Below are 22868 nucleotides of genomic sequence, written 5' to 3' on the forward strand. Positions count from 1 at the left end.
CCCTGGCGCCAATTTGGCTAGTCTCGCCATGACCTTCGCCACAAGGCCCCGCATGCCACGCAAGCCCGAACCCCCGCGCGACCTGCGCGAGGCCTGCATCGCCGAGGCTCTCGCCGTCATCGAGCGCGACGGGATCGAGGCGTTGAGCCTGCGTGAAGTGGCCCGCCGCCTCGGCGTCTCGCACCAGGCGCCCTACAAGCACTACCCCAGCCGGGACCACCTGCTGGCCGAGGTGGTGCGCCGCGCCTTCGCGGCCTTCGCCGCCCATCTGGACGCGCGCCCGCGCGCCGCGGACCCCTTCGACGATTTGCACGCCATGGGCCGCGCCTATCTCGACTACGCGCTGCGCCACCCACTGCAATACCGGCTGATGTTCGGCACGCCCCTGCCCGACGCGGAGGCGCATCCCGACATGATGGGCGATGGCCGCCACGCCTTCGGCCTGCTGAAATCCGCCATCGCCGCGCTGGACGAGGCGCGGCCCGAAGCCGCCCGCCCCGCCGACCCGCGCCAGGATGCGCTGCTGGTCTGGTCCATGCTGCATGGCTTGGCCAGCATCGGCCAATGCTGCGCGCTGCAATCGCTGCGCCTGCCGCGCGCGGTCATGACCCCCATGCACGCCCATGCCATGGCGCGCATGGAGGAAGGGCTGCGCGCCGCCCTTCCGCAACCCCGCCGCGGCCGACGGACATGATGGCGCGCGAGGCGGGCGCGGCGCTGCCGCTGGCCTGGCTCGCGGTCCTGGGTTTCCTGCTGGTGTTCCTGGTGACGGCAGGGCTGGACCGCGTGGATTCACGACAGTTGGGCGGCGTGGGCGTCTGGGTGAAGCCCATGAAGTTCCAGCTCTCGGTGGCGCTGCACCTGGCCACGCTCGCCTGGGTGGCGGGGCGGCTGGGCGAGGAATGGCGCATGGGCTGGGTGGTGCAGTCGGTGCTGCTGCTGGCCGTGCTGATGGCGGTGCTGGAGGTGGCCTACATCACCTTCCAGGGCGCCATGCAGCAGGGCTCGCACTTCAACCTCTCCACGCGGTTCCACGCCACCATGTATTCGCTGATGGCGGCGGGCGCGGTGGTGCTGACCTCGGCCGCCGCGGTGCTGGGCGTGGTGGCGCTGCTGGACGGGCAGGCGCGGCTCGGCCCCGGGCTGCGGCAGGCGGTGGCGCTGGGGCTGGTGGGCGGCACAGCGCTGACACTCATCATCGCCTTCGACATGGGCGGGCGCATGGCGCACCACATCGGCACGCCCGCGAACCCGGAGGCGCGCTGGCCGCTGGTCGGCTGGTCGCGCGAGGTGGGGGACCTGCGCGCGCCGCATTTCTTCGCCACCCACATGATGCAGGCGGTGCCGGCGCTGGGCTGGGCGGCGGACCGCGCCCTGCCGCCCACCTGGGCGGTGGTGGCGGCCTGGGCGGCGGCGCTGCTCTGGGCGGGGTTGACGTGGCTCTTCTATCGCGGCGCGCTGGCAGGGCGGCCTTTTCCCTAAGGCGCCTTTGAGCGGCTGATTCACGCCCTTGGCTTCGCCAAGGACGATCAGACGCTATCCCTTATTCCGCTTCGCCGCCTTGCCGGTGCGGTGCCCCGCCTGTTCCAGCGCGACCAGCCGCCCCGGCAGGGCTTCGCGCACGGCCGGCCGGGCGTCACGGTCCTTCTTCCAGCGTTTCTTCTCAGGCTTCGCCATGCCGCAGCCCAGGCACCAGCCGGTGGCCTCGTCGAAGCGGCAGACGTCAATGCAGGGGCTTGCCATGACATGCAGGTGGGGAGGCGCGGGCCAAGCGGTCACGGAAGCTTCACGCCCCAGCCATCCCCCTGGAGCAAGGCTGGCCACGCCCGCGCTCCGGGGTGGTTTACTGCCTCCCTTTCCGCACCACATGCATTCCAGCGCCATCCCCCTCGGAGAGGAGACACGCCCATGACCCCACCGCCCCGCCGAACCCTGCTGCTGGCGGCAGGCGCGGCCCTGGCCGTCCCCGCCTTGGCCGCCCCCGCCCTTCTCCGGCCCGCCCTCGCCCAAGGCCTGGCGCCCACCCCCAGCATGCGGGGCGGCGCCAACAACTACCTGCCCGGCGCGGCCATCGTCCCGCGGATCGGCCAGGGCGGCTTCTGGCTGACCGGCACGGTGCGCCGCGCGGGCGATGGTGCGCCCGTCCCCCGCGCGCGCATCCAGATCTGGGCCCACACGACCGAGGGGCATGAGCGCGACCCGCACAGCCATGGCGCCACCCTGACCGATGCCGAGGGCGCGTTCCGCATGGAGATGCCGCAGATCGTGCCCGCCTTCGGCCAGGCGCATGGCCATTTGGCGTATGATTCCGCGCATGACGAGAATGGCTACGAGACGGTCTTCCTCCGCCCGCTGCTGCGCAGCGCGCGTGACACCAGCCTGACCGCGCATTTCGTCCTGCGCCGGGCGTGACGGCCGCGCGCGCGGCCCTTGTCTGGGCCGGGCTCGCGCTCGCACTCGGGGTGCCGCTGGCGGTGGCCGCGACCAGCCCGCTGCTGGCCTGGCGGGAGCCCATCTACATCGCCGCCGGCCTCGCGGGCGTGGTGGGCCTCGGGCTGCTGCTGGTGCAGCCCCTGCTGGCGGCCGGCCTGCTGCCGGGGTTGCGGATGCGCCCCTCGCGCCGGCTGCACGCCGTGGTCGGCGCGGCCCTGGTGGTGGCGGTGGTGGCGCATGTCGCGGGGCTGTGGGTGACGAGCCCGCCCGATGTGGTGGACGCCCTGCTCTTCCGCTCCCCCACGCCCTTCTCGGCATGGGGGGTGGTGGCGATGTGGGCGGTGTTCGGCGCCGCGCTGCTGGCGCTGCTGCGCCCAAGGCTGCGGCTGCTGCTCTTCCGCCTCTGCCATGTCACGCTGGCCGTGGTGGTGGTGGTGGGCACCGTGGTCCATGCCTGGCTGGTGGACGGGACGATGGGCACGGTCTCCAAGGCCGTGCTCTGCCTCCTGGTGCTGGCCGCGGCGGCCTGGGCGGTGCGCGAGGCGCGGCTGCCGGCCGCCCTGCGCCGACTGCTGCGGCGGGAATGAGGTCGGGTGCGCCACATCCAGCCACGATAGGCCCCTGAACGACACGGCCGGACCTCGCGTCGCAAGAGCACCGCTGGTTCATCATGCCGCCGCCGTTGCTGGACGGTGGATCCGCGCGCTGGGCGGTGCCGCCCAGTGCGAGGCGACGGTATCCCCCCTTCCGCTTCGCCGCCGTCCCCATGCGGTGACCCGCCTGCTCCAGCACGACCGATGCCGGGCCCGCGCGACGATCCTGGAAAAACGCAGCCCTCCTGCCCTCTCATGTCCATTGGCCGCCGCCTCGCGGCTCATGGGGGTGACGGACCACGCCGTCACTTGAGGAAAGGAACCCGCCATGCAGTTCGTGCTGATGTTCAACCAGCCCACCGAGGTGCTGGAACGCCAGGAGGACCCCGTCCTCGGCCCGCCCGCCCTGGAGCCCTGGAAGGCCTATATGGACGCCATGGTCGGCGCGGGGATCATGCGCGGCGGCAACCGCCTCGCGCCCCCCTGGACCGCCACCACCCTGCGCCAGCGCGGCGGCGCCCGCCAGGTGCAGGACGGCCCCTTCGCCGACAGCAAGGAACAGCTGGCGGGCTTCGTCGTGATCGAGGTGCCCTCGCTCGACGAGGCGCTGGCCTGGGCCGAGCGCAGCCCCAGCACCGCCACCGGCAGCACGGAGGTGCGCCCCATCGCCCCCGCGCCCGAATGACCAGGGACCAGGCCGCGCGCGACGCGGCCGAGGCCGCCGCCCGTGCCTCCTACGGGCGGCTGCTGGCCTGGCTCGCGCTGCGCTGGCGCGACCTGGCCGCGGCCGAGGACGCCCTGGCCGAGGCCTTCCTCGCCGCGCTGCACACCTGGCCGCGCGATGGCGTGCCCCGATCCCCGGAGGCCTGGCTGATGACCGCCGCGAAGCGCAACATGCTCAAGCGCGCCCGCCACCGCCGCATGGCCCGGGACCCGGCGCGGCAGATGCTGCTCGCCACCCCGGAGGAGGCGCCCGAGCCCTTCGACCTGCCGGATGAACGGCTGCGGCTGATGCTGGTCTGCGCCCACCCCGCCATCGAGCCCATGCTGCGCCCCGCGCTCATGCTCCAGGCCGTGCTGGGGGTGGAGGCGGCGCGCATCGCCGGCGTCTTCCTGGTGGCGCCGGAGGCGATGGCCAAGCGCCTCGGCCGCGCCAAGGCCAAGATCAAGGCCGCCGGCATCCGCTTCGAAACGCCCGAGGCGCGGGACCTGCCCGCGCGGCTCGACGCGGTGCTGGAGGCGATCTACGCCGCCTATGCGCTGGACGGCATCCATGAGGCGCATCCCGGCGCCGCCGACCTCGCCGCCGAGGCCGCCTTCCTGGCCGAACTCGTCGCCTCCCTCAGCCCCGGCCACCCGGAGGCGCTGGGCCTGCACGCGCTGCTGCTCTACTGCGAGGCGCGGCGCCCGGCGCGGCTCGATGCGGCGGGGCGCTTCGTGCCGCTCGACCGGCAGGACCCCGCGCGCTGGGACGCGGCGCGCCTGGCCCGCGCCGATGCGCTGCTGGCCCGCGCGGCCCTGGCCCAGTCGCCCGGCCGCTTCCAGCTGGAGGCCGCCATCCAGTCCGCCCATTGCCACCGGCGGCATGGCGGCCCGACGCCCTGGGGCGACATCCTGGCGCTGTATGAGGGGCTGCTGGCCCTCGCTCCCAGCACGGGCGCGCGGCTGGCCCATGCGGTGGCCCTGGCGCGCGCCAGCGGGGATGCGGCGGCGGGGCTCGCGCGGCTGGACGCGCTGGACCCGCGCCCGCCGGACACGCACCAGAGCTGGTGGGCGGTGCGCGCGCATCTGCTGGAAGCGGCGGGCCACGCGGCCGAGGCGGCGGAGGCCTACTGGGCGGCGCGGCGCCTCACCACCAGCCCCGCCGTGCTGGGCTATCTCGACGCCTGCCTGGAACGCCTGGCGGCGCGCGGGCATTGACGGCCCGCCCGGGCTTCAGGCCGGCGTGGTGCTGCGGCTCCAGACATATTGGCGCAGCAGCAGGACGATCTGCTCGAACAGGTCAATGGACCGCCACAGGGCCAGCCGTTCCTCCGGGCTGGACGGCGCCGCGCCGCCGGAGACGCGTTCGCGCACCGCCAGCAGCGCCACGCTGCGGTCGGCCACGAGCTTGACCAGGAATTCCGGGTCGCTCTCCGCATCGCCAAGCTCCGCGGCCACGATCTCCAGCAGCGCGTGCAGCCCCTCGACCAGGCTGCGCGTCACGCCGTCCGTGGCACCGCCCTCGGCGCAGGTCGCGGCGGCGGCCACGAAATGCGCGACATTGGCCTGCAACTCGGCCAGCACCTGGTTGGCATCGGCCAGGCGCAGCAGCCGGTCGCTCTCGGCACCCGGCCCGGCCTGGGCCGCCGCGTCCAGGGTGAAGTCACGAATGGTGGCATGGAGCGCCCGGCCGGAACGTTGCAGCACCGCGAGGCTGGGGGGCTTCGGCCCCGCCTCGCCCGGACGCACCCCGTGGAGGAAGAGGGGGAGGCGCTGCATCAGCCGGTCCTGCTCCAGCTCCACCTGGCGGATGGCTTCGGCCGCACCCGTCGGGCGCGGGTTGTAGAGATGGGCGGGCCGCTCCAGCACCTCCTCGGCCGAGGGCGGGCTGAGGCGGGCCACCAGCCGGTAGATCGGCCCGTTGAGCGGGCTCGCCACCAGCGCCGCCACCAGCTGGAACAGCCAATGCACCAGCGTGACCTGCAGCGCGACATCGGTGGTGATGGCACCCGTCAGCGCCACGATGGTGGGCACGCCCGCGAAATGCTCGAGCGACAGCAGCGGCAGCAGCACCAGGCAGCCGATCACCTTCAGGATGACCTGGTAGACCGAGAGTTGCCGCTCCGTGCCCTTCAACGTGCTGGCCTGGATCCAGCTCATCAGCCCCGAGCCGAGATTGGCCCCCACGACGATCAGCATGGTCTGGTCGAGGCCGAGCAGCCCGCCGCTGACCAGCGCGATGGCGATGACGGAGACGGTCATCCCCTGCATCACGGTGGCCAGCACGGTGCCCACGATGAAGCCCCAGAAGTAGAACTGGCTGGCGAAGGCCATGGCCTCGCGCACCGCGGCGGAATCCCCGAGCGGCCGCGCGCCCATGACGGTGAGCTGCACGCCCAGCATCAGCAGGCCCAGGCCCATTGCCGCGTTCACCAGGAAGCCGTGGCGGGGGGATTTGTGCGTCTCGAACAGGTAGGCCGCGCCCACCAGGCTCAGCAGCGCATAGGTCAGGGCGCTGCTGTCGAGCGAGATCAGCAGCAGGCGCAGCGTGGTCCCGGCATAGGCCCAGGTCACGATGGGCATGCCCGCCTGCACGGTGATGGCCCCCGCGGAAACCAGCCCCACCACGATGAAGGTGACGGCATTGGTGCTCTGCACCAGGGCGCCGGACCCCACCCCCACCATCGCCGCCTGGACGGGGTGGCGCGTGACCGCGCGCACCAGGCGCCGCAGCCGCGGCCCGGCCAGTTCCTTCATGTTGACGGTGAGGAAATGCGTGCCGACGAAGATCAGGCCAAGGCCCGCGAACAAGGCGAAGATCACTGTGGCTGGGCCCTGTATCCGATGAATTGCGCCGGCATGGAGCATGCGGGCGCCTCATTATGGACGCGCGGGGCGCCAGGGAACAGGGTCGGGCTCACTCGCCGGCCGACCGCATCATCGTCCCGAAACAGAGACTTGAGCGGCGCGGCCCCGCCCCGCTAGCGTTGCGGCAATTCACCCCTGGAGACTCCAAGAATGCTTCGTCGCGACATCCTGGCGGGCGGCGCCGCCCTGGCGGGTGCGGCCGCCCTGCCGCGCTTCGCCATCGCCCAGCCCGCCCGCAACCGCGTGCTGCGCTATGTGCCCCACGCCAACCCCGGCAACATAGACCCCTTCACCAACACCGCCTTCGTGGCGCGCGACCACGCCATGCTGGTCTATGACCAGCTCTACGGCATGGACGAGCAGTTCCGCCCGCAGCCGCAGATGGTCCAGGGCCATGTGGTCGAGAATGACGGGCTGCTCTGGCGCTTCACCCTGCGCGAGGGGCTGAAGTTCCATGACGGCTCCGCGGTGCGCGGCCGCGACTGCATCGCCTCCATCCGCCGCTGGGGCCGCCGCGACGCCTTCGGCCAGGTGCTCATGTCGCGCGTGGCCGAGATGACGGAGGAGAGCGACCGCGTCTTCTCCATCCGCCTCGAACGGCCCTTCCCCAAGATGCTCGAAGCCTTCTCCAAGGTGACGACGAGCTGCCTCTTCGTCCTGCCCGAGCGGCTGGCCAACGTGGACCCCTTCACCAACATCACCGAGGCCGTGGGCAGCGGCCCCTACCGCTTCGTGCAGAATGAGTGGGTGCCTGGCTCCTCGCTCGCCTACACGCGCAACCCGGACTATGTGCCTGTGCCGAACGGCACGCCCTCCATGACGGCTGGCCCCAAGGTGGCGCATTTCGACCGGGTGGAATGGCGCATCATCCCCGACCACTCCACCGCCGCCGCCGCCCTGCAATCGGGCGAGATCGACTGGTGGGAGCAGCCGACCGCCGACCTTTTCCCGCTGTTCCTGCGCGGCGCCAATGCCCGCAACATCGGCGTGGACATCATCAACAACACGGGGCTGATCGGCATCTTCCGCCCCAACCACGCGGCCGAGCCCTTCAACAACCCCGCCGTGCGCCGCGCGGTGCTGACCGCGGTGAACCAGATGGACTTCATGACGGCGGTCATCGGCCAGACGGGCATCGAGGGCCGACCCGATTTGCGGCGCGAGGGCATCGGCTATTTCGCGCCGGAATCCCCCTCCGCCTCCGCGGTCGGCCTGGACCGCCTGCGCAAGAGCGTGGAGGCCGCGCGCGCCGAGCTGCAGGCGGCGGGTGCCATGGGTGCGCGGCTGGTGCTGCTGAACGCGACGGACCTCGCCTCCATCAACGCCGCGACGCTGGTGGGCGCGGACCTGTTCCGCCGGATGGGCTTCAACGTGGACCTGGTCAGCACGGACTGGGGCACGCTGGTGGCCCGCCGCGCCAGCCGCAACCCGCTGGACCAGGGGGGCTGGAGCGGTTTCTTCACCTTCTGGTCCGGCGTGGACCATTGGAACCCCGCGAGCCACGCCTCCATCCGCGGGCATGGCGCCAATGCCTGGCCGGGCTGGCCGGAAATCCCGGCCATCGAGGCGCAGCGCGACGCCTGGTTCGACGCGCCGAACGATGCGGCGGCCCTGGCCGCGACGACCGAGATGCAGCGCATCGCCTTCCAGGAAGTGCCCTATGTCCCGACGGGCATGTACTACCAGCCCACCGCCTTCCGCCGGAGCCTGACGGGGATGCTGAAGGGCCAGCCGCCGCTGTTCTGGAACATCCGGCGCGCCTGAGGCGCGCTGGGGAAGACGCCTTAGGCGCGCGATGACAGGCGCCTAAGGCGCGCGGGGCCGCGCCGGCTCAGCGCCGGGCGCGGCGGCCCGCCTTGCGCTTGGCGGCCGCTTTGGGCCGCTTCGGCGGGGCTTTGACCCGCTTCGCGGCCGAAGCTTTCGGTCTCTCTGCGGCGGGCGCCTTGAGCCGCTCCGCGGCGGGGGCCTTGCCCCGCTGCGGCGGCAGGGCGGGCGGAACCGGCGGCGGCGCGGGCATCCCCTCCGGCCCGGCATAGCGCTGGAGCGTCGCGCCGGCCGCCAGGTGCGGATAGGCCTGCGCGCCCTTCGGCCAGGTCCGCGCGAAGGACGTGACCTCGGCCTGGTCCTGGCGGCGGATGGTCTGGACCAGCAGCGATGCCGCCTGCGCGGGCTGCAACCGCTGCTGGCGCAGCAGATGCAGGTGCCATTCGCGCGCGCGCAGCGGGCACCAGTCCACCAGGGCCTCCTGCAAGGCCAGGCGCACCTCGCCGGGCAGCGCCTCATAGGCCCGGTAGGGGTCGCCCTTCAGCTTGCTGTAGGGCTTGGTGGCCATGCTGTTGTCCATGGCCGGCTTCTAGAGCAGCATCCGGCCCGGGTGGAAGCGCCGAAGGCGTGGATCAGCCGCGCGCCGCGCGGCACCCCTGCGGCGCGGCTCAGCCGGTCTCCGCCCAGCGGCGCTCGAAGGCGTGCACCTCGGGGAAGCCCATGATCTCAGTCAACTTCTTGAAGTCGAACACCGGCACGGGGGCGTCGAGGCTGCTGCCCGTCGTGGTCAGGTGGCGGTACATCCCGTCCAGCACCGCGGCGGTGGCGAGGAAGCCCGCGGCCGGATAGATCGCGACCTGGAAGCCCAGCTCCGCCAGGCGCGCGCGCGGCAGCACCGGCGTCTTGCCGCCCTCCACGATGTTGGCGAGCAGCGGCTGGTGGAAGGCGCGGCCGATGGCCTCCATCTCCGCCTCGCTCTCGGGGCTTTCGACGAAGAGGATGTCGGCGCCGGCCTTCGCGAAGGCCTCCGCGCGGCGCAGCGCCTCATCGAGGCCCAGCGAGGTGCGCGCATCGGTGCGCGCGATGATGAGGAAATCGGCGGAGGAACGGCTGTCCGCCGCCACCTCGATCTTGCGGACCATGTCCGCCAGCGGGATCACGCGGCGGCCGGGCGTGTGGCCGCATTTCTTCGGGAATTCCTGGTCCTCGAGCTGGATGGCGGCGATGCCGGCCGCCTCATAGCCGCGCACCGTGTGGCGCACGTTCAGCAGCCCGCCATAGCCGGTGTCCGCATCGGCGATGACCGGCGCCTTCGAGAAGGCGGCGATCTTCTGCGCGCGGTCCAGCATCTCGGTGTAGGTCGCGAGCCCCGCATCGGGCAGGCCCAGCGCCGAGGCCACCACGCCGAAGCCCGTCATGTAGGTGGCTGCCGCGCCGTGCTGGTTCAGCATGTGCGTCGAGATCAGGTCGAAGACACCGGGAGCGATGAGGCACTTGCCCCGGGCGAGAAGGGGCTTCAACGGCGTTCGGGGCATGTGTTCCTCCTGTGCGGTGCAGCCATGGAGACAGAGACCCGTCCGGCTTGGAAGAGGCCCCCAGGGCGCGGCTCAGCGGCAGCTGCGCCAGCGCCCCATGTCGAGGTGGAAATGGTCGGCGTGCGCGGCGTTGTAGTCCGGGCCGAGCACGGCGCGGAACCAGCGGCAGGCGCCGTCGCGCACATCGCGCAGGAAGGCGGCCTCCGGCCCCGCGCCGCCCCAGTCGCGCAGCAGCCGCACCTCTCGCCCATCGCGCAGGGTGAAGCCCGCGATGTCAATCGCGTTGGCCGTCGCGTGCTGGCTGCGCCGGCCGGCCCGGGCATGGTTCACGTTGCGGCAATTGTAGGTGCCGAGGTGACGCACGCCGCTGACCTCGGTGCCCAGATGCGCGCGGGCGGCGGGTTGCAGGCTGTTCCGCTCGAACAACACCCAGGCGGCGGCCATGCGGCAGGTGACCACGGGGCTGGCCGGCTGGAGGCGCGCCTCGCCGGGCAGCAGCATGGCGTTCTCGATCGCGCAGCCGGTGTCGGAGGGGCGGTCGGGCACGCGCCGCGGCGTCATGCCCGAGGCGGCGAAGGCGGCGAAGCAGGCCTCCGGCTCCCACGCCAGGCGCCGCAGCTTCAAATCGGTCATCCAGCCCGGCGCGGCGCTCAGGTCGAGCGGCTCGCGCGGGTCCCATTCGGGTGGAAGATGCCGGAGGCCCATGATGACGGCCCCGGCGAGGGCGGCGAGAAGAAGAAGGGCAATCAACAGGCGCATTCACCGGCATGTGGGAACGCGCGGGGCGCCCGCACACCCCTGGCGCCTCAGCCCCGCCCCTGCTCCCGCAGCCGGTCGCCCAGCAAGGTGCAGGCCAGCACGACCGAGAGAATGGCCACCCCCGGCCCGGCCACCAGCCACCAGCGGTGCAGGGTTGTCGCCCCCTCGGCGACCATCAGCCCCCATTCCGGCGCGGGTGGCGGCGCGCCCAGGCCCACGAAGCTCAGCCCTGCCCCCAGCAGGATCACCTGCCCGAGATCGAGCGGCAGCGCGACCAGGATGGGCGTCGTGCACAGCGGCACCACATGCCGGCGCAGGATGGCGGCGGGCGTGGAGCCCACCGTGACCGCCGCCTGGACATGCTCCATGCGCATCACGCCCCGCACCTGCGCCCGCATGAGCCGCAGGTAGATGGGCCACCACACCGCCAGCATCGCCAGCCCCGCATTGAGCAGCCCCGGCCCCAGCGTGGCCGCCACCGCCAGCGCCAGCAGCACGGGCGGGAAGGCGAGCGCGATATCGGCGGCGCGCGACAGCAGCCAGTCCGCCGCCCCACCCAGGAAGCCCGCGATGGCGCCCAGCAGCACGCCGAGCGCCGCCGCCCCCACCACCACGCAGAAGGCCAGCGGCAGCGACAGCCGCGCCCCGTGCAGCGTGCGTGACAACACGCAGCGGCCCAGCGCATCCGTGCCCAGCGGGAAGGCGCCGCCGGGGGGCTGGAAGCGGCGGCCCACGCTCTCGGTCGGGTCGGGCAGGCCCCACCAGGGCACGGTGATGGCCGTGACCACCCAGAAGCCCAGCACCAGCAGGGCGAGGAGGGCGGCGGGTGAGGCCAGGGCGCGGCGCCACACCCCTCAGCGGTCCCGCAGGCGCGGGTCGAGCCAGGCCTGGCCCGCATCGGCCACCACGCCGCTGAGCGCCAGCGCCACGCCGCCCAGCATGGTCACCGCCATGATCGCGGGGTAGTCGAGGGTGCGGGCGGATTCCAGCGCATAGGCGCCGACGCCGGGCCAGGCGAAGACCGTCTCGGTCAGCACCGCCCCGGCCACCAGCGTGGCGAAGGAAAGGCTGACCAGCGTCAGCGCCGGCACCATCGCGTTGGGCAGAGCGTGGTCCAGCAGCAGCCGCCCCTCGCTCAACCCGCGGGAGCGCGCGGCGACGATGTGGAAGCGCGCCAGCTCCTCGATCAGCGTCGCGCGCAGCAGCCGCGCGACCAGCGCCGCGATGCCCCAGCCCAGCGCGGCGGCCGGCAGCACCAGGCGCCGCGCGGCATCCCGCCACACCGCCCAGTCCATCGCCCAGGCCGCGTCCACCAGCAGCATCCCCGTCCACACGGGCGGCGGCGTCAGCCGCGCGTCGAGCCGCCCCGGCCCCGGCAGCCAGTCGAGCGAGGTGGCGAACAGCCACAGCAGCAGCAGCCCCGCGAGAAACACCGGAATGGACACGCCGGCCGAGGCGAAGCCGCGCACCGCCTGGTCCAGCAGCCCATGCGGCCAGCGTGCGCTCAGCAGGGCCAGCGCAGCGCCCACCAGCGTGCCCAGCAGCGTGGCCGCCAGCACCAGTTCGAGCGTGGCCGGCAGCCGCTCCGCCAGATCCATGCCCACCGGCCGGCGGGTGCGAAAGGAGGTCCCGAAATCGCCCTGCACCGCATTGGCCACATGGCGCAGGAACTGCACCGCCACCGGCCGGTCCAGCCCCCATTGCGCGCGGGCGGCCGCGACCACGGCGGGGTCCTCCATGGCGCGCTCGCCCACGATGGCGATCACGGGGTCCACGCCGGTGGCGCGGGACAGGCCGAAGCTGACCGCCGCGATGCCCAGCAGCAGGACGGGCAGCAGCAGCAGGCGCTGGATCAGGACCACGTCAGCGGGGGCGGATCTCGGCCAGCGGCAGGTTGCAGCAGGTGCTGTAGCGCACGCCCTGCAAGCCCGGACGATGCGCGATGACCAGGTCCGGCGAGAGCAGCGGCAGGATGATGCGGTCGCCCATCATGGAACGCGCGACGGCCTGGAAGGCGGCCTCGCGCTCCGCTTCCGGCGCGGCGAGGGCGCGGGTCAGCAGCCCGCGCAACTCGCCATTGGCGATGGAGGGCAGGTTGCCGCCGCCGGCGCGCGTGAACCAGGGCGTGCCCTCCATGATGCCGAAGAAGTTCACATACTGCGCCGAGCCGAAATAGTCGGGCGCGTAGTAGCCGATGGTCATGGGCAATTGCGCCGCGCGCATCTGCTGCACCCAGACCGGGAAGGTGGCGGGCTGCAGCCGCAGCCGGATGCCCACCCGGCCCAGATCCTGCTGGAGCCGCTGCGCGACCAGCGACATGTCCGCGCCATAACTGTTGATGGCGGGGAAGGTGAAGTCCACGTCGAAGCCGCGCCCATGCCCGGCGGCGGCGAGCATCTGCCGCGCCCGCGCCAGGTCGGTGCCCGGCACCTCCAGCCCCGCGCTGCCCGGGAAGCCGTTCGGGATGGGGCTGGCCTGCGGCTTGCCCGCGCCGCCCAGCACGAACTCGATCATCGCCGCGCGGTCCACGGCGAGCGAGATCGCCTCGCGCACTTCCGGCGTGAAGCGCCCCTGCGCCGCCGGCGCGCCGGGCGCGATGGCAAGGTAGATGAAGTTGGGCGAGGGCAGCACCTGCACCGTTGCCCGGTCGCGCGGCAGGGCGCGCGCCGTCTCGGTGTCGAGCTGGAGCGCGATATCGGCCCCGCCCGAGGCGAGCAGCTGCCCCTGCACCGCTGCGCCCGCGGCCTGCCGGATCACGACCTCGGCGAAGGCGGGCGCGTCGCGCCAGTAATTCGCGTTGCGTGCGAGGCGCAGCTCGTCATTCGGGCGGTAGCGGGCCAGGGTGAAGGGGCCGCTGCCGGCGGAGTTCTCGCCGAACCAGCGGTCGCCGCCATCCTGCGCCACCTCGCCCTCGGCGCGGATGCCGGCGGCCTCCGCCGCCACGCGGTCCACCACGGCCATGTAGGGGGCGGCCGCGATGCCGATGAACTCGGAATTCGCCGCCTTCAGGTGGACGGTGACGGTGTGCGCATCGGGCGTCTCGATGCGCTCGATGTCACCCGCCAGGAAGCTGCTGCTGGCGCGCGTGGCGGCCAGCCGCCGGAAGGACCATGCGACATCCGCCGCCTCCACCGCGCGGCCCGAGGCGAAGCGCGCGCGCGGGTCGAGGTGGAAGGTCCAGCGCGTGAGGTCCGCGGACGCCTCCCAGCGCGTGGCCAAGCGCGGCACCGGCGTGCGGTTGTCCGGCCCGATGGTGACCAGCGTGTCGTAGAGCGCGTCGAAGACGATCTGGCAGGTGTCGCAGAAGCCGCGATGCGGATCGAGCGAGTTCACGTCCATGTTGCGCGCCACCACCAGGGTGGCGGGCGCCTGCTGCGCCAGCGCCGGGCCGCCGAGGCCGAGCGCCACAAGCGTCGCCAAGGCCGCGCGGCGCGCGAGACCCGTCATGCTTCCCATCGCATTGCTCCTGGATATTGGTGGTTCATGCCGCGAGCCGCCGCACGGCGCGGAAACCCGCATCGGCCGCGTCCAGCACCCGGTCCATGTCGGAATCGGTGTGGGCGGCGCAGAGGAACATGTTGTGACGGGGGTGCAGGTAGGCGCCCGCCTCCAGCGCGGCGCGGCAGAAGGCGGCGCCCTGGCGGAACTCCGCATCGCCGTCGAAGAGGAAGAGCGGCATCTGCACCGGACCCGACTGGCGCAGCCCCACGCGGTGCTGCGCGGCCAGCGCGGCGAGGCCGTCGCGCAGCCTCTGGCCCAGTTGTTCCATATGCGCCACCGCGTCCAGTTCATCGAGGCGTTGCAGCGTTGCCAGCGCCGCCGCCATAGGCACGGCAGCGCACCAGAAGCTGCCGGTGACGAAGACGCGGGAGGCCGCCTCGCGCAGCGCGTCGGTGCCGGTCACGGCGGCCAGCGCATGGCCGTTCGCGATGGCCTTGCTCCAGGCCGAGAGGTCGGGCCGCACGCCCAGACCCTCCCAGCTGCCGCCGCAGTGCAGCCGGAAGCCGGCGCGCACATCGTCCAGGATCAGCGCCGCGCCCCGACGGTCGCAGAGGCGGCGCATGGCCTGGGCGAATGCGGGCGTGGGCATCTCCTGGTCCACGACGTTGTCGTGGCGGAAGGCGGTGACGATGACGGCGGCGAGGTCATCGCCCGCCGCGTCGGCCGCCGCCCCCAGGCTCGCCACGTCATTGTAGCGGAAACGCAGCTGGTGGGCGCGGTCGGTCTCGGTGGTGCCGGCGGGGACGGGCGTGCACCAGGGCGCCGCGCCGTGATAGCTGCCCTGGGCCACCAGGATCACCCGCCGCCCGGTGGCCGCGCGCGCGATGGTGACGCAGGCGGTGGTCGCGTCCGTGCCGTTCTTCTGGAACATGGCCCAGTCCGCGTGCGGGATGCGGTCCACCAGGCGTTCTGCCAGCTCCACCATCACCGGCGCCGGGCCGTTCAGGCAATCGCCCAGCGCGGCCTGGCGGGCGGCGGCGGCGTCCACCACGGGGTCGTGGTGGCCCAGCACGATGGGCCCCCAGCTGCACATCAGGTCCACATATTCGCGGCCATCCGCGTCCCAGATATGGCCGCCCTCGGCGCGGGCGAAGAATTGCGGGTAGCCCTGCGGCAGGCGCTGCGCGTGTAGATGGCCCCACATGCCGCCCGGCACCACGCGCAGCGCCCGCTCGCGCAGGGTGGCGTCGGAGGCGGGGGCGCGGGGCATGGAAGGCCTTCCTCTTATGGAGGATATATCAAAACACCGCGAAAACTCACGCGCAACGGGATTCGGTGGCCTCCAACTCCTCCAGTCGCCACAACAGGCCGCGCCCGCCCTCGACCAGGTCGGCGTGCATGGCGGCCCGCGTGTGCTCGGCATCGCGCGCGCGCAGCCCGTCCAGGATATCCAAGTGGCGGTGCCGGCCGAGGTAGCTCGGCTTCGCATCCGGGTAGAGCAGGTTCAGCAGCGGGCCGTTCCGCAGCCAGATCCCCTCCAGGATGCCCAGCAAATTGGGCATCCCCGCCAGCCGCCAGAGCCCGTGGTGGAAGCGGAAATTGGCCTCGATGGCCGCCTGCCATTCGCCCGATGCCTCGGCCGCCTCCAGCGCCGCGTGGTCCTGGGCCAAGGCCGCCACGGCAGGGGGCGTGGCGCGGCGGGCGGCTTCCTCGGCGGCCAGGCCTTCCAGCAGCAGGCGGATGCGCCGCAGCTCCAGGTAGTCCGACAGGCTGAGGCGCACGACGCGGATGGCCGAGGCAGGGCGCAGCTCCAGCCCACCCTCGCGGACCAGCTGCATCACCGCCTCGCGCACCGGCGTTTCGCTGACGCCCATGGCGGACGCCAGCTCCCGGATCTTGAGGCGCTGGCCAGGCCGCAGCCTTCCGTGCAGCAGCCCCGCGCGCAGCTCCGCATGGACGCGGCTCGTCAGATTGTCGCGGGGGTCGGGGGCCATCCTGTTCACGCCGGCAGCAGGGTCGTGCAGGGGCCCGCCTGCGGGTGGCGGCGCATGGGCCGCATCCGGCAGGCCGCCCAGTCCGCGTGCTGGTCCGCGTAGTGCGGGCTGGCCGGATGGCCGGAGGCGCCGAGGAACACCACCCAGCGGCTGTTCTCCCAATCGCCCACATCGAAGGCGTAGCGCGCCAGCGCCCCATAGGCGGCCGCCGGGCCGGCGGGCGCGATGAGGCCATTGGCCTGCACCGTGTCGCCATCGCCGGCGAGCGGTTGCGCCGGCGGGTCCAGCACCGGCGCGGCCCAGGGAAAGAGCGGGGAGAGCGGGTGGGTGAAGCGCGGGCGGTGCGCCTCGCCCCAGTTTGCGGCGGGCGGGGCGGCCGCCACCTGTTCCAGCGCCTCGGCCAGCGCCGCCTCCCAGGAGAGGCCGCCCAGCAGCCGCGCATCATCCTCGCGCAGCAGGCGCGGCAGGCACCACCAGAGCTGGGTCAGCGGCGCGACGCCCGGGGCGGGGCTGAGCCATTCATGCCCGGCCAGGGCGCCCAGGCCGCTGGCCTCGGCGAGGCGCCGCGTCAGCGCCAGGCGCAGCGCGATATAGGCGCTGGCGGCTTCCGAACCGGCCTCCATGCGGCCATCCCAAGCCAGCAGCACCTCGCGCAGCCGGGCGGCGGCGGGCGATGGCGTTGGCAGCCGCGCCAGCCTCTCCTGGAACACTTGGGCGATGACGGAAAGCGTGTCGGCATGGATGCCGGCCGCGCCCTCCACGCTGCGCCGCCCGGGCTCTTGCAGCAATGCCTGGATGCGGGCGGCGCGATAGGGCGGGTGGCAGTCGGTGCAGAGATAGTCCGGGTGGTCATCGGGCACGACGCGGTTGTTCGCGGTGACGAGCAGGCCCGGCGCGGGGTCTAGCACCTGGGGCATCTCCTCATGCGCGATCCAGCCCTGCCATTCATGCGCGCCGGTCCAGCCGGGCACGGGCAGCCAGCCATTCTCGCGGCCGCGGCGCGGCACGCGGGCGCGCAGCAGGAAGCCGGTGCCGCCTGCCGCATCGGCGGCCACCAGGTTGTGGTCGATCAACCCCCAGCCGCGCGTGGCCTCGAACAGGGCCGCGACGCTCCGCGCCGTCAGCAGGCGCGGCAGGCAGTCGAAGCTGCGGTCCGTCTCGGCGAACTGCACGGATTTCAGCGCGAGCGCGGTGCCGCGCGCCGGGTCGCCGCAGATCACGGGGCCGTGATGGGTCTCGACAACCTCGACCTTGCGCGGGGCCTCGCCGCGCACCGCCACCGTCTCGACGCGGCGGTGCACCGGCAGCCATTCGCCGCGGAATTCGGTGCGCGCGCCCTCGGCGTCGAAGCGTTCCAGGTAGAGGTCATGGATGTCCGCGAAGGTGTGCGTCACGCACCAGGCCACCTGCCCATTATGCGCGAAATGCGGGAAGCCCGGCACGCCCGGCACCGTCAGGCCGATCACGTCGAATTCCGGGCAGGCGAGCCCCGTCTGCACATACATGTTGGGCAGTTCGAAGACGCGGTGCGGATCGCCCGCCAGGACAGGGCGGCCGGTGTCCGTCAGCCGGCCCGACACCACCCAGTTGTTGCTGCCGCCGCCCGTCGCGTCGGCCTCGGCGGCCTCCAGCAGCGAAGCCACGGCGGGGGCGAGGTCCGACAAGGCGGCACGCCAGCGCTCGCCCTCCGCGCCCGGGGGCAGGATGAAGGCGTCCGCGCCGCCGTCGTCATAGCGCAGGCTGGTGGTGGCCTCGCCCGCCAGCGGCAGGGCGGAGGCGCGCCAGAGCTTGAACCAGACCGAACCCATCAGCAGGCCCAGGCGGCGCATCACGGCGATGCAATGCCAGCCCTCCCAGGGCTCGGGCGTGGCGCCCAACAGGGTATATTCCAGCGGCAGGGGCGCGCCGCTGGCGAGAAAGGCGTTCACCCCCGCGGCATAGGCGGCGATCATGTCCTGCGCGGGCGCGTCCAGTGCCGCCGCATCGCGCCGGCTCGCGGCCTCGAGGCCCAGGCGCCGCGCCAGCGCATCGGCGGCGAAGGCGGCGGGCCCCAGCCATTTCGCGCTGCGCCCCAGCGCGCGGCGGCGGTTCAATTCCAGCTGGAACAGCCGGTCCTGGGCATGGGCGAAGCCTTGGGCGAAGAAGGCGTCCCGCGCCGTCCTGGCCCGCACATGCGGCACGCCGTCGGCGTCGCGCCGTATGGTGACGGGCCCGTGCAGGCCGGCGACCGTGATGCTGCCCTCCAGCGGTGGCAGCGCGGCCCGCGCCGCCGCCCGCAATTCTTCCGCGTCCATGCAGTCCCCCTTCGTTTCGCTTGACCCCGCTTCCGGCGGCCACCTAGCCTAACGACGATATATCATCAGGAGGGACAGGACATGGCCACTCTCTCACGGCGCGGCGTGCTGGGGGCGGGGCTCGCCCTGCCCGCATTGGCGGGCACGGCCCGCGCCAGCACGGTGGCGAACATCGTCCTGGAGAGCGAGGTGGTCATCCTCGACCCGCACGCGACCACCGCCGCCATCACCCGCAGCTTCGCCACCCATGTCTTCGACACGCTCTTCGCCATGGACGGAGAGGGCGTCATCCGCCCGCAGATGGTCGAGGCCTGGGAGACCAGCGGCGACGGCCTGATCTGGAATTTCCGCCTGCGCCCCGGCCTGATGTGGCACGACAACACGCCCGTCACCGCCGCCGATTGCGTGGCGAGCCTGGAACGCTGGGCGCCGCGCGACGCGCTGGGCCGCATGCTCTGGGCCGCCAAGGCGGAGCTGGCGGCCACCGATGCGCGCAGCTTCCGCCTGACCCTGAACCGCCCCTTCCCGCTGGTCCTCGATGTGCTGGGCAAGCCCAACGCGCCCCTGCCCGTGATGATGCCCGCGCGCCTGGCCGCCGTGCCGGTGGAACAGCGCCTGCGCGAACCCGTGGGCAGCGGCCCCTTCCGCTTCCGCGCCGCGGATTGGCGCCCGGGCGACCTCATGGTGCTGGAGCGTTTCGACGGCTACGTCCCGCGCGAGGAGCCGCAGGACTTCCTGGCCGGCAGCAAGCGCGCCCATATAGACCGGCTGAACCTGCGCGTGATGCCCGACCAGGCGACCGGCGCCTCCGCCCTTATCCAGGGCGAGATCGACTACATGCAATACCTGCCCTTCGACCTGCTGCCGCGCATCGAGCGCGCGCGCGGTGTCCGCACCCAGGGCTTCGGCGGCATCCATCAGTTCCAGGGCAATTTCCGCATCAACCACGCGGCCGAGCCCTTCGACGACCCGGCCATCCGCCAGGTGCTGTGGCGCTGCGTGGACCAGACGGCGATCCTGACCGCCATCGGCGTGCCGGAACGCTACCGCTCGCCGCCCTGCAATGCGGCCTTCCTCTGCGACGGCCCGATGGAAAGCCGGCTGGGCGCGGAGCGCATGGGCTTCGACGTGGCGGAGGCGCGGCGGATGCTGGCGGCGACGAACTACCGCGGCCAGCCGCTGACCTTCCTCACGGTCGCGGGCGGCATCAGCCAGACGGCGGCGCAGGTGACCATCCAGGCCATGCAGCAGGCCGGCTTCCGCGTCGAGGAACAGGTGATGGACTGGGGCACGCTGCTGGCGCGCCGCGGCCGGCGCGAGGGCTGGCACATGTTCTCGGTCTACGCGAACGGCACGGACATGTTCTCGCCGCTCACGCATTTCTACATCTCGAACACCTGCGCGGACTTCCCGGGCTGGGATTGCGACCGCGAGATCGAGGCGGCGCTGCGGGAATTCGCCGCGACCGCCGACCCGGCCGGGCGGCGCGCCATCGCGGCGCGCATCCAGGCCCGGGTGGTGGAGCATGTGCCCTCGCTGATGTGGGGGCAGTTCACCATCCCGGCCGGCTACCGTGACCGGCTGCGCGACCTGCCGCGCGCGGCCTACCCGATGTTCTGGGGCGCGCGCATCTGACGGCGAAGCGAAGCGCGGCAGCATGGAGACCGGCGCCATCGCGTGAAGCGGCATGTGGGACTGGAAAAGCCGACTGGAGCGGGCGAATGGATTCGAGCCCTCGACCCGACCCTGGCAGAGCCTTTGAGGCCTTTTCGCCAGCGCTTCTCTTCGCGCGCCATCGCACGCTGACGCGCTGCTGCAGCGGTCTTTTCTGACCCGCGCGCAGGCGTGGCTCTATCCCTGAACCGACCCGTGGTTCGCTTTCAACTGCTTCCCCAGTGCCTGCCCGACCATCGCGCGCGTAAACGGGATGTTGTCCGATGCGGCTCATCCTCAACGGCCGCCTTCAGGGCCCAGCGCAGGATCTGACAGCCCGCGTTTCTCGCCGCCACGGCGGTACGCTCCATGTTCACGCAATCTTCGGGAGGGAGAAGGGGAGCGACACAGGCTGGCCGAAGCGCGGTTCGACCGCGGTCTCGTGCGGGCGTGTCGATCAGCAATGAAGCGAAGGCAGATGCAATACCTGGAAGCCCCTCCCTTGAGACCGCAGCCGGCGTCCATGCTCGCGCGCAGCCCGGCCAGTTCATGACCATGCAGGACCTTCCCGCATCGCGCCGCCGTGCCCTGCTGTCCGGCGTGCTCGGCACCGCCCTCGTCACCGGGCTTTCGCGCCCCTATCCAATTCGCACGGCCCAGGGCCAGACAGTGGAGGCGGCCATGCCCGCGATCAGCTATCCGCACACGCGGCGCACCGACGTGGTGGAGGAGCGTTTCGGCCGCCGGATCGCCGACCCCTACCGCTGGCTCGAGAACGACGCGCGCAGCGACGGGGAGGTCGCCGCCTGGATGGCCGCCCAGGACCGCACCAGCCGCGCCTATCTGGCAACGCTGCCCGCCCGCGCGTCGTTCCACGAGCGACTGACCAGCCTGTACGATCACGAGCGGCTCACCGCGCCGCAGCAGCGCGGCGGACGCTACTTCTTCACGCGCCATGCGGGACTCATCAACCAAGCCATGCTCATCATGCGTGAGGGGCTGGAGGGGCCTGATCATGTGCTGATCGACCCCAATGCGTGGTCGAGCGACGGCACGACCGCGCTCGCGGAATGGTCCGCCTCCGAGGACGGCAGGCTGGTCGCTTTCGGCGTGCAGGAGGCCGGCAGCGACTGGCGGAAGATCCGCGTGCTCGATGTCGCGACCGGTACGTTGCTGGAGGATGAGATCGCCCACGCGCGGTTCACGACCATCGCCTGGGCGAAGGATGGCTCCGGCTTCTTCTACTCAGGTTTCCCCGCTCCCGCTGACGAGACGCCCTCCGCGGCGCCGGTAAGCGGTCATGCCGTGCATTTCCACGCGCTCGGAACAGCGCAGGCGAACGACCGCGTCGTCCATGCGACGCCCGACCAGCCGCACCTGGTGCACGTCGTGACATGGACCGAGGATGGCCGCCACGCGGCGATCTTCTCGTCCCCCGGGTCGGGCGGCAGCACACCCACGATCGTTGATCTCACGCGCCCCGGCTGGCCGTCGCGCACGCTCGTGTCGAACTTCGATCACTTCTGGGCCGTGATCGGGTGCCTCGGCACGACTGTCATCCTGGTCACGCAGCAAGGGGCCCCGCGCAGCAGGATCGTCACGCTTGACCTGGCTGCCGCCGCTGCTGACTTCGTGGAGCTCGTCCCCGAGCAGGACGGCACGCTGAGCGACGCGGTCCTGCTCGGCGGTCGGCTCGTGGTCTCCTACATGGTGGATGCAAAGACCGAAGTGAGACGGTATCGGCTCGACGGCACGCCCGACGGTGCGGTGGCGCTGCCCGGCATCGGCACCGCCGGCGGCTTCCGCGGCCACCTCGCCGACAACGAGGCCTTCTTCACCTTCACCAGCTTCAATTCACCGACCACGATCCACCGCTACGACGTTTCCGCCAACGCCAGCACGATATGGGCGCAGCCTGACGTGACGGTTGACGCGCGCATCGTCGTGGATCAGCGCTTCTACGCCTCGAAGGACGGCACGCGGGTGCCGATGTTCCTCCTCCGCCGCGCCGACATCACAGGCCCGGCACCGACCATGCTGCATGTCTATGGCGGCTATGGGCTCAGCGTCGTCCCGATGTACTCGCCCGCGCTCCTGGCATGGGTCGAGCGCGGCGGTATCGTCGCCGTCGCCAACATCCGCGGCGGCGGGGAATACGGCAGGGCGTGGCACGATGCCGGCCGACTGCTCGCCAAGCAGAACAGCTTCGACGATGTCATCGCGGCGGGGGAATTCCTGAAGGCCGAAGGCATCGCCGCGCCGGAGGGTCTCGCGATCCAGGGCTCGTCCAATGCCGGAATGATCGTCGGTGCCGTGGTCAACCAGCGGCCCGACCTCTTCGCCGCGGCGCTGCCCGGCGTGGGCGTGATGGACATGCTGCGCTTCGACCGGTTCACCGGCGGTCGGCTCTGGGTCAATGAGTTTGGCGATCCCGCCGAGGAAGTGCACTTCCGCAACCTGCTGGGCTACTCGCCCTACCACAACATCCGGTCCGGCGCGGCCTACCCCGCGATCCTCGTCACGACCGCCGACGCGGATGACCGCGTCGTGCCCGCCCACAGCTTCAAATACGTCGCCGCCCTGCAGGCGGCCGATATTGGCGACCGACCTCGCCTGCTGCGTGTGGATACACGCGCCGGCCACGGCACCAGCAAGCCGATCCCTCAGTTGATCGAGGAACTCACCGACATGCTGGCCTTCGCCGCGCGATGGACGGGGCTGGCGTGACGATGGTGATCAAGGCCGATCCTGTTCAAGCAAGCTGCTGAGGGCCCACATCGCTCTCACCTCTGGTTTCCGTCGGAGAACTCGAGGCGGCGGCCGACGCCGATG

The 22868-nt window shown here is 72.3% G+C and carries 20 protein-coding genes; 9 read left to right on the forward strand and 11 right to left on the reverse strand.

Annotated elements, in window-relative coordinates:
* Positions 1-52 precede the first annotated feature (52 nt).
* Together JTN19_RS05045 and JTN19_RS05050 are read left to right on the forward strand one after the other, a co-directional pair.
* The gene (locus JTN19_RS05045; protein WP_206930818.1) at positions 53-694 is read left to right on the forward strand and encodes a TetR/AcrR family transcriptional regulator; all 642 of its coding nucleotides are present in this window, start codon (positions 53-55) and stop codon (positions 692-694) included.
* Positions 691-1482 (forward strand): hypothetical protein, encoded by a 792-nt coding sequence (locus JTN19_RS05050; protein ID WP_206930819.1) that lies wholly within the window; start codon positions 691-693, stop codon positions 1480-1482. The genes JTN19_RS05045 and JTN19_RS05050 overlap by 4 nt, the downstream gene beginning before the upstream one ends.
* A gap of 54 nt (positions 1483-1536) precedes the next feature.
* On the opposite strand, the gene JTN19_RS05055 is transcribed toward JTN19_RS05050, so the two are convergent.
* A complete protein-coding gene (locus JTN19_RS05055) occupies positions 1537-1743 on the reverse strand; it encodes a DUF1289 domain-containing protein (RefSeq protein WP_206930820.1) in 207 nt (68 codons plus the stop codon).
* Positions 1744-1908: 165 nt separating this feature from the next.
* On the opposite strand from JTN19_RS05055, the gene JTN19_RS05060 reads away from it, so the two are divergent.
* The 4 genes from JTN19_RS05060 to JTN19_RS05075 all read left to right on the forward strand — a co-directional run bounded on the left by JTN19_RS05060 (position 1909) and on the right by JTN19_RS05075 (position 4946).
* Positions 1909-2412 (forward strand): hypothetical protein, encoded by a 504-nt coding sequence (locus JTN19_RS05060; RefSeq protein ID WP_206930821.1) that lies wholly within the window; start codon positions 1909-1911, stop codon positions 2410-2412.
* Positions 2409-3020 (forward strand): ferric reductase-like transmembrane domain-containing protein, encoded by a 612-nt coding sequence (locus JTN19_RS05065; protein WP_206930822.1) that lies wholly within the window; start codon positions 2409-2411, stop codon positions 3018-3020. The genes JTN19_RS05060 and JTN19_RS05065 overlap by 4 nt, the downstream gene beginning before the upstream one ends.
* A gap of 334 nt (positions 3021-3354) precedes the next feature.
* Positions 3355-3711, forward strand: a complete 357-nt coding sequence (locus JTN19_RS05070; protein ID WP_206930823.1) for a YciI family protein — start codon at positions 3355-3357, stop codon at positions 3709-3711.
* On the forward strand, positions 3708-4946 hold the full coding sequence (locus tag JTN19_RS05075) for an RNA polymerase sigma factor (RefSeq protein WP_206930824.1): 1239 nt from the start codon (positions 3708-3710) through the stop codon (positions 4944-4946). The genes JTN19_RS05070 and JTN19_RS05075 overlap by 4 nt, the downstream gene beginning before the upstream one ends.
* A gap of 15 nt (positions 4947-4961) precedes the next feature.
* Here JTN19_RS05075 and JTN19_RS05080 read toward each other — a convergent pair whose 3' ends face one another.
* Entirely contained in the window at positions 4962-6551 is a 1590-nt protein-coding gene (locus JTN19_RS05080) for a Na/Pi symporter (RefSeq protein WP_206930825.1), read from the reverse strand.
* A gap of 195 nt (positions 6552-6746) precedes the next feature.
* Here JTN19_RS05080 and JTN19_RS05085 point away from each other — a divergent pair, with 195 nt between their 5' ends.
* Positions 6747-8360, forward strand: a complete 1614-nt coding sequence (locus JTN19_RS05085; protein ID WP_206930826.1) for an ABC transporter substrate-binding protein — start codon at positions 6747-6749, stop codon at positions 8358-8360.
* 67 nt (positions 8361-8427) lie between these two features.
* Here JTN19_RS05085 and JTN19_RS05090 read toward each other — a convergent pair whose 3' ends face one another.
* The 9 genes from JTN19_RS05090 to JTN19_RS05130 all read right to left on the reverse strand — a co-directional run bounded on the left by JTN19_RS05090 (position 8428) and on the right by JTN19_RS05130 (position 18383).
* Positions 8428-8940, reverse strand: a complete 513-nt coding sequence (locus JTN19_RS05090; RefSeq protein WP_206930827.1) for a DUF6525 family protein — start codon at positions 8938-8940, stop codon at positions 8428-8430.
* Positions 8941-9028: 88 nt separating this feature from the next.
* The gene (locus JTN19_RS05095; RefSeq protein ID WP_206930828.1) at positions 9029-9895 is read right to left on the reverse strand and encodes an isocitrate lyase/PEP mutase family protein; all 867 of its coding nucleotides are present in this window, start codon (positions 9893-9895) and stop codon (positions 9029-9031) included.
* Positions 9896-9967: 72 nt separating this feature from the next.
* On the reverse strand, positions 9968-10654 hold the full coding sequence (locus tag JTN19_RS05100; protein ID WP_206930829.1) for an extensin-like domain-containing protein: 687 nt from the start codon (positions 10652-10654) through the stop codon (positions 9968-9970).
* A gap of 47 nt (positions 10655-10701) precedes the next feature.
* Positions 10702-11505 carry an ABC transporter permease subunit gene (locus tag JTN19_RS05105; RefSeq protein WP_206930830.1) on the reverse strand — a complete coding sequence of 268 codons (804 nt, stop codon included), beginning with the start codon at positions 11503-11505 and terminating at the stop codon, positions 10702-10704.
* 3 nt (positions 11506-11508) lie between these two features.
* Positions 11509-12516: an ABC transporter permease subunit gene (locus tag JTN19_RS05110; RefSeq protein ID WP_206930831.1), complete on the reverse strand. Its 1008-nt coding sequence runs from the start codon at positions 12514-12516 to the stop codon at positions 11509-11511.
* 1 nt (position 12517) lies between these two features.
* Positions 12518-14101 carry an ABC transporter substrate-binding protein gene (locus JTN19_RS05115; RefSeq protein ID WP_206930832.1) on the reverse strand — a complete coding sequence of 528 codons (1584 nt, stop codon included), beginning with the start codon at positions 14099-14101 and terminating at the stop codon, positions 12518-12520.
* A gap of 34 nt (positions 14102-14135) precedes the next feature.
* Entirely contained in the window at positions 14136-15365 is a 1230-nt protein-coding gene (locus JTN19_RS05120) for an aminotransferase class III-fold pyridoxal phosphate-dependent enzyme (protein WP_206930833.1), read from the reverse strand.
* Between the two features lie 46 nt (positions 15366-15411).
* Positions 15412-16089: a GntR family transcriptional regulator gene (locus tag JTN19_RS05125; protein WP_206930834.1), complete on the reverse strand. Its 678-nt coding sequence runs from the start codon at positions 16087-16089 to the stop codon at positions 15412-15414.
* 5 nt (positions 16090-16094) lie between these two features.
* On the reverse strand, positions 16095-18383 hold the full coding sequence (locus JTN19_RS05130; protein ID WP_206930835.1) for a penicillin acylase family protein: 2289 nt from the start codon (positions 18381-18383) through the stop codon (positions 16095-16097).
* Positions 18384-18464: 81 nt separating this feature from the next.
* Between JTN19_RS05130 and JTN19_RS05135 the strand changes: the two genes are divergently transcribed.
* Both JTN19_RS05135 and JTN19_RS05140 read left to right on the forward strand, forming a co-directional pair.
* The gene (locus JTN19_RS05135) at positions 18465-20018 is read left to right on the forward strand and encodes an ABC transporter substrate-binding protein (protein ID WP_206930836.1); all 1554 of its coding nucleotides are present in this window, start codon (positions 18465-18467) and stop codon (positions 20016-20018) included.
* A 567-nt stretch (positions 20019-20585) separates the two neighbouring features.
* A complete protein-coding gene (locus JTN19_RS05140; RefSeq protein WP_206930837.1) occupies positions 20586-22763 on the forward strand; it encodes a prolyl oligopeptidase family serine peptidase in 2178 nt (725 codons plus the stop codon).
* Positions 22764-22868 lie beyond the last annotated feature (105 nt).

Origin of the sequence: Roseococcus thiosulfatophilus, from assembly GCF_017311575.1 — a bacterium.
Lineage (GTDB): Bacteria > Pseudomonadota > Alphaproteobacteria > Acetobacterales > Acetobacteraceae > Roseococcus > Roseococcus thiosulfatophilus.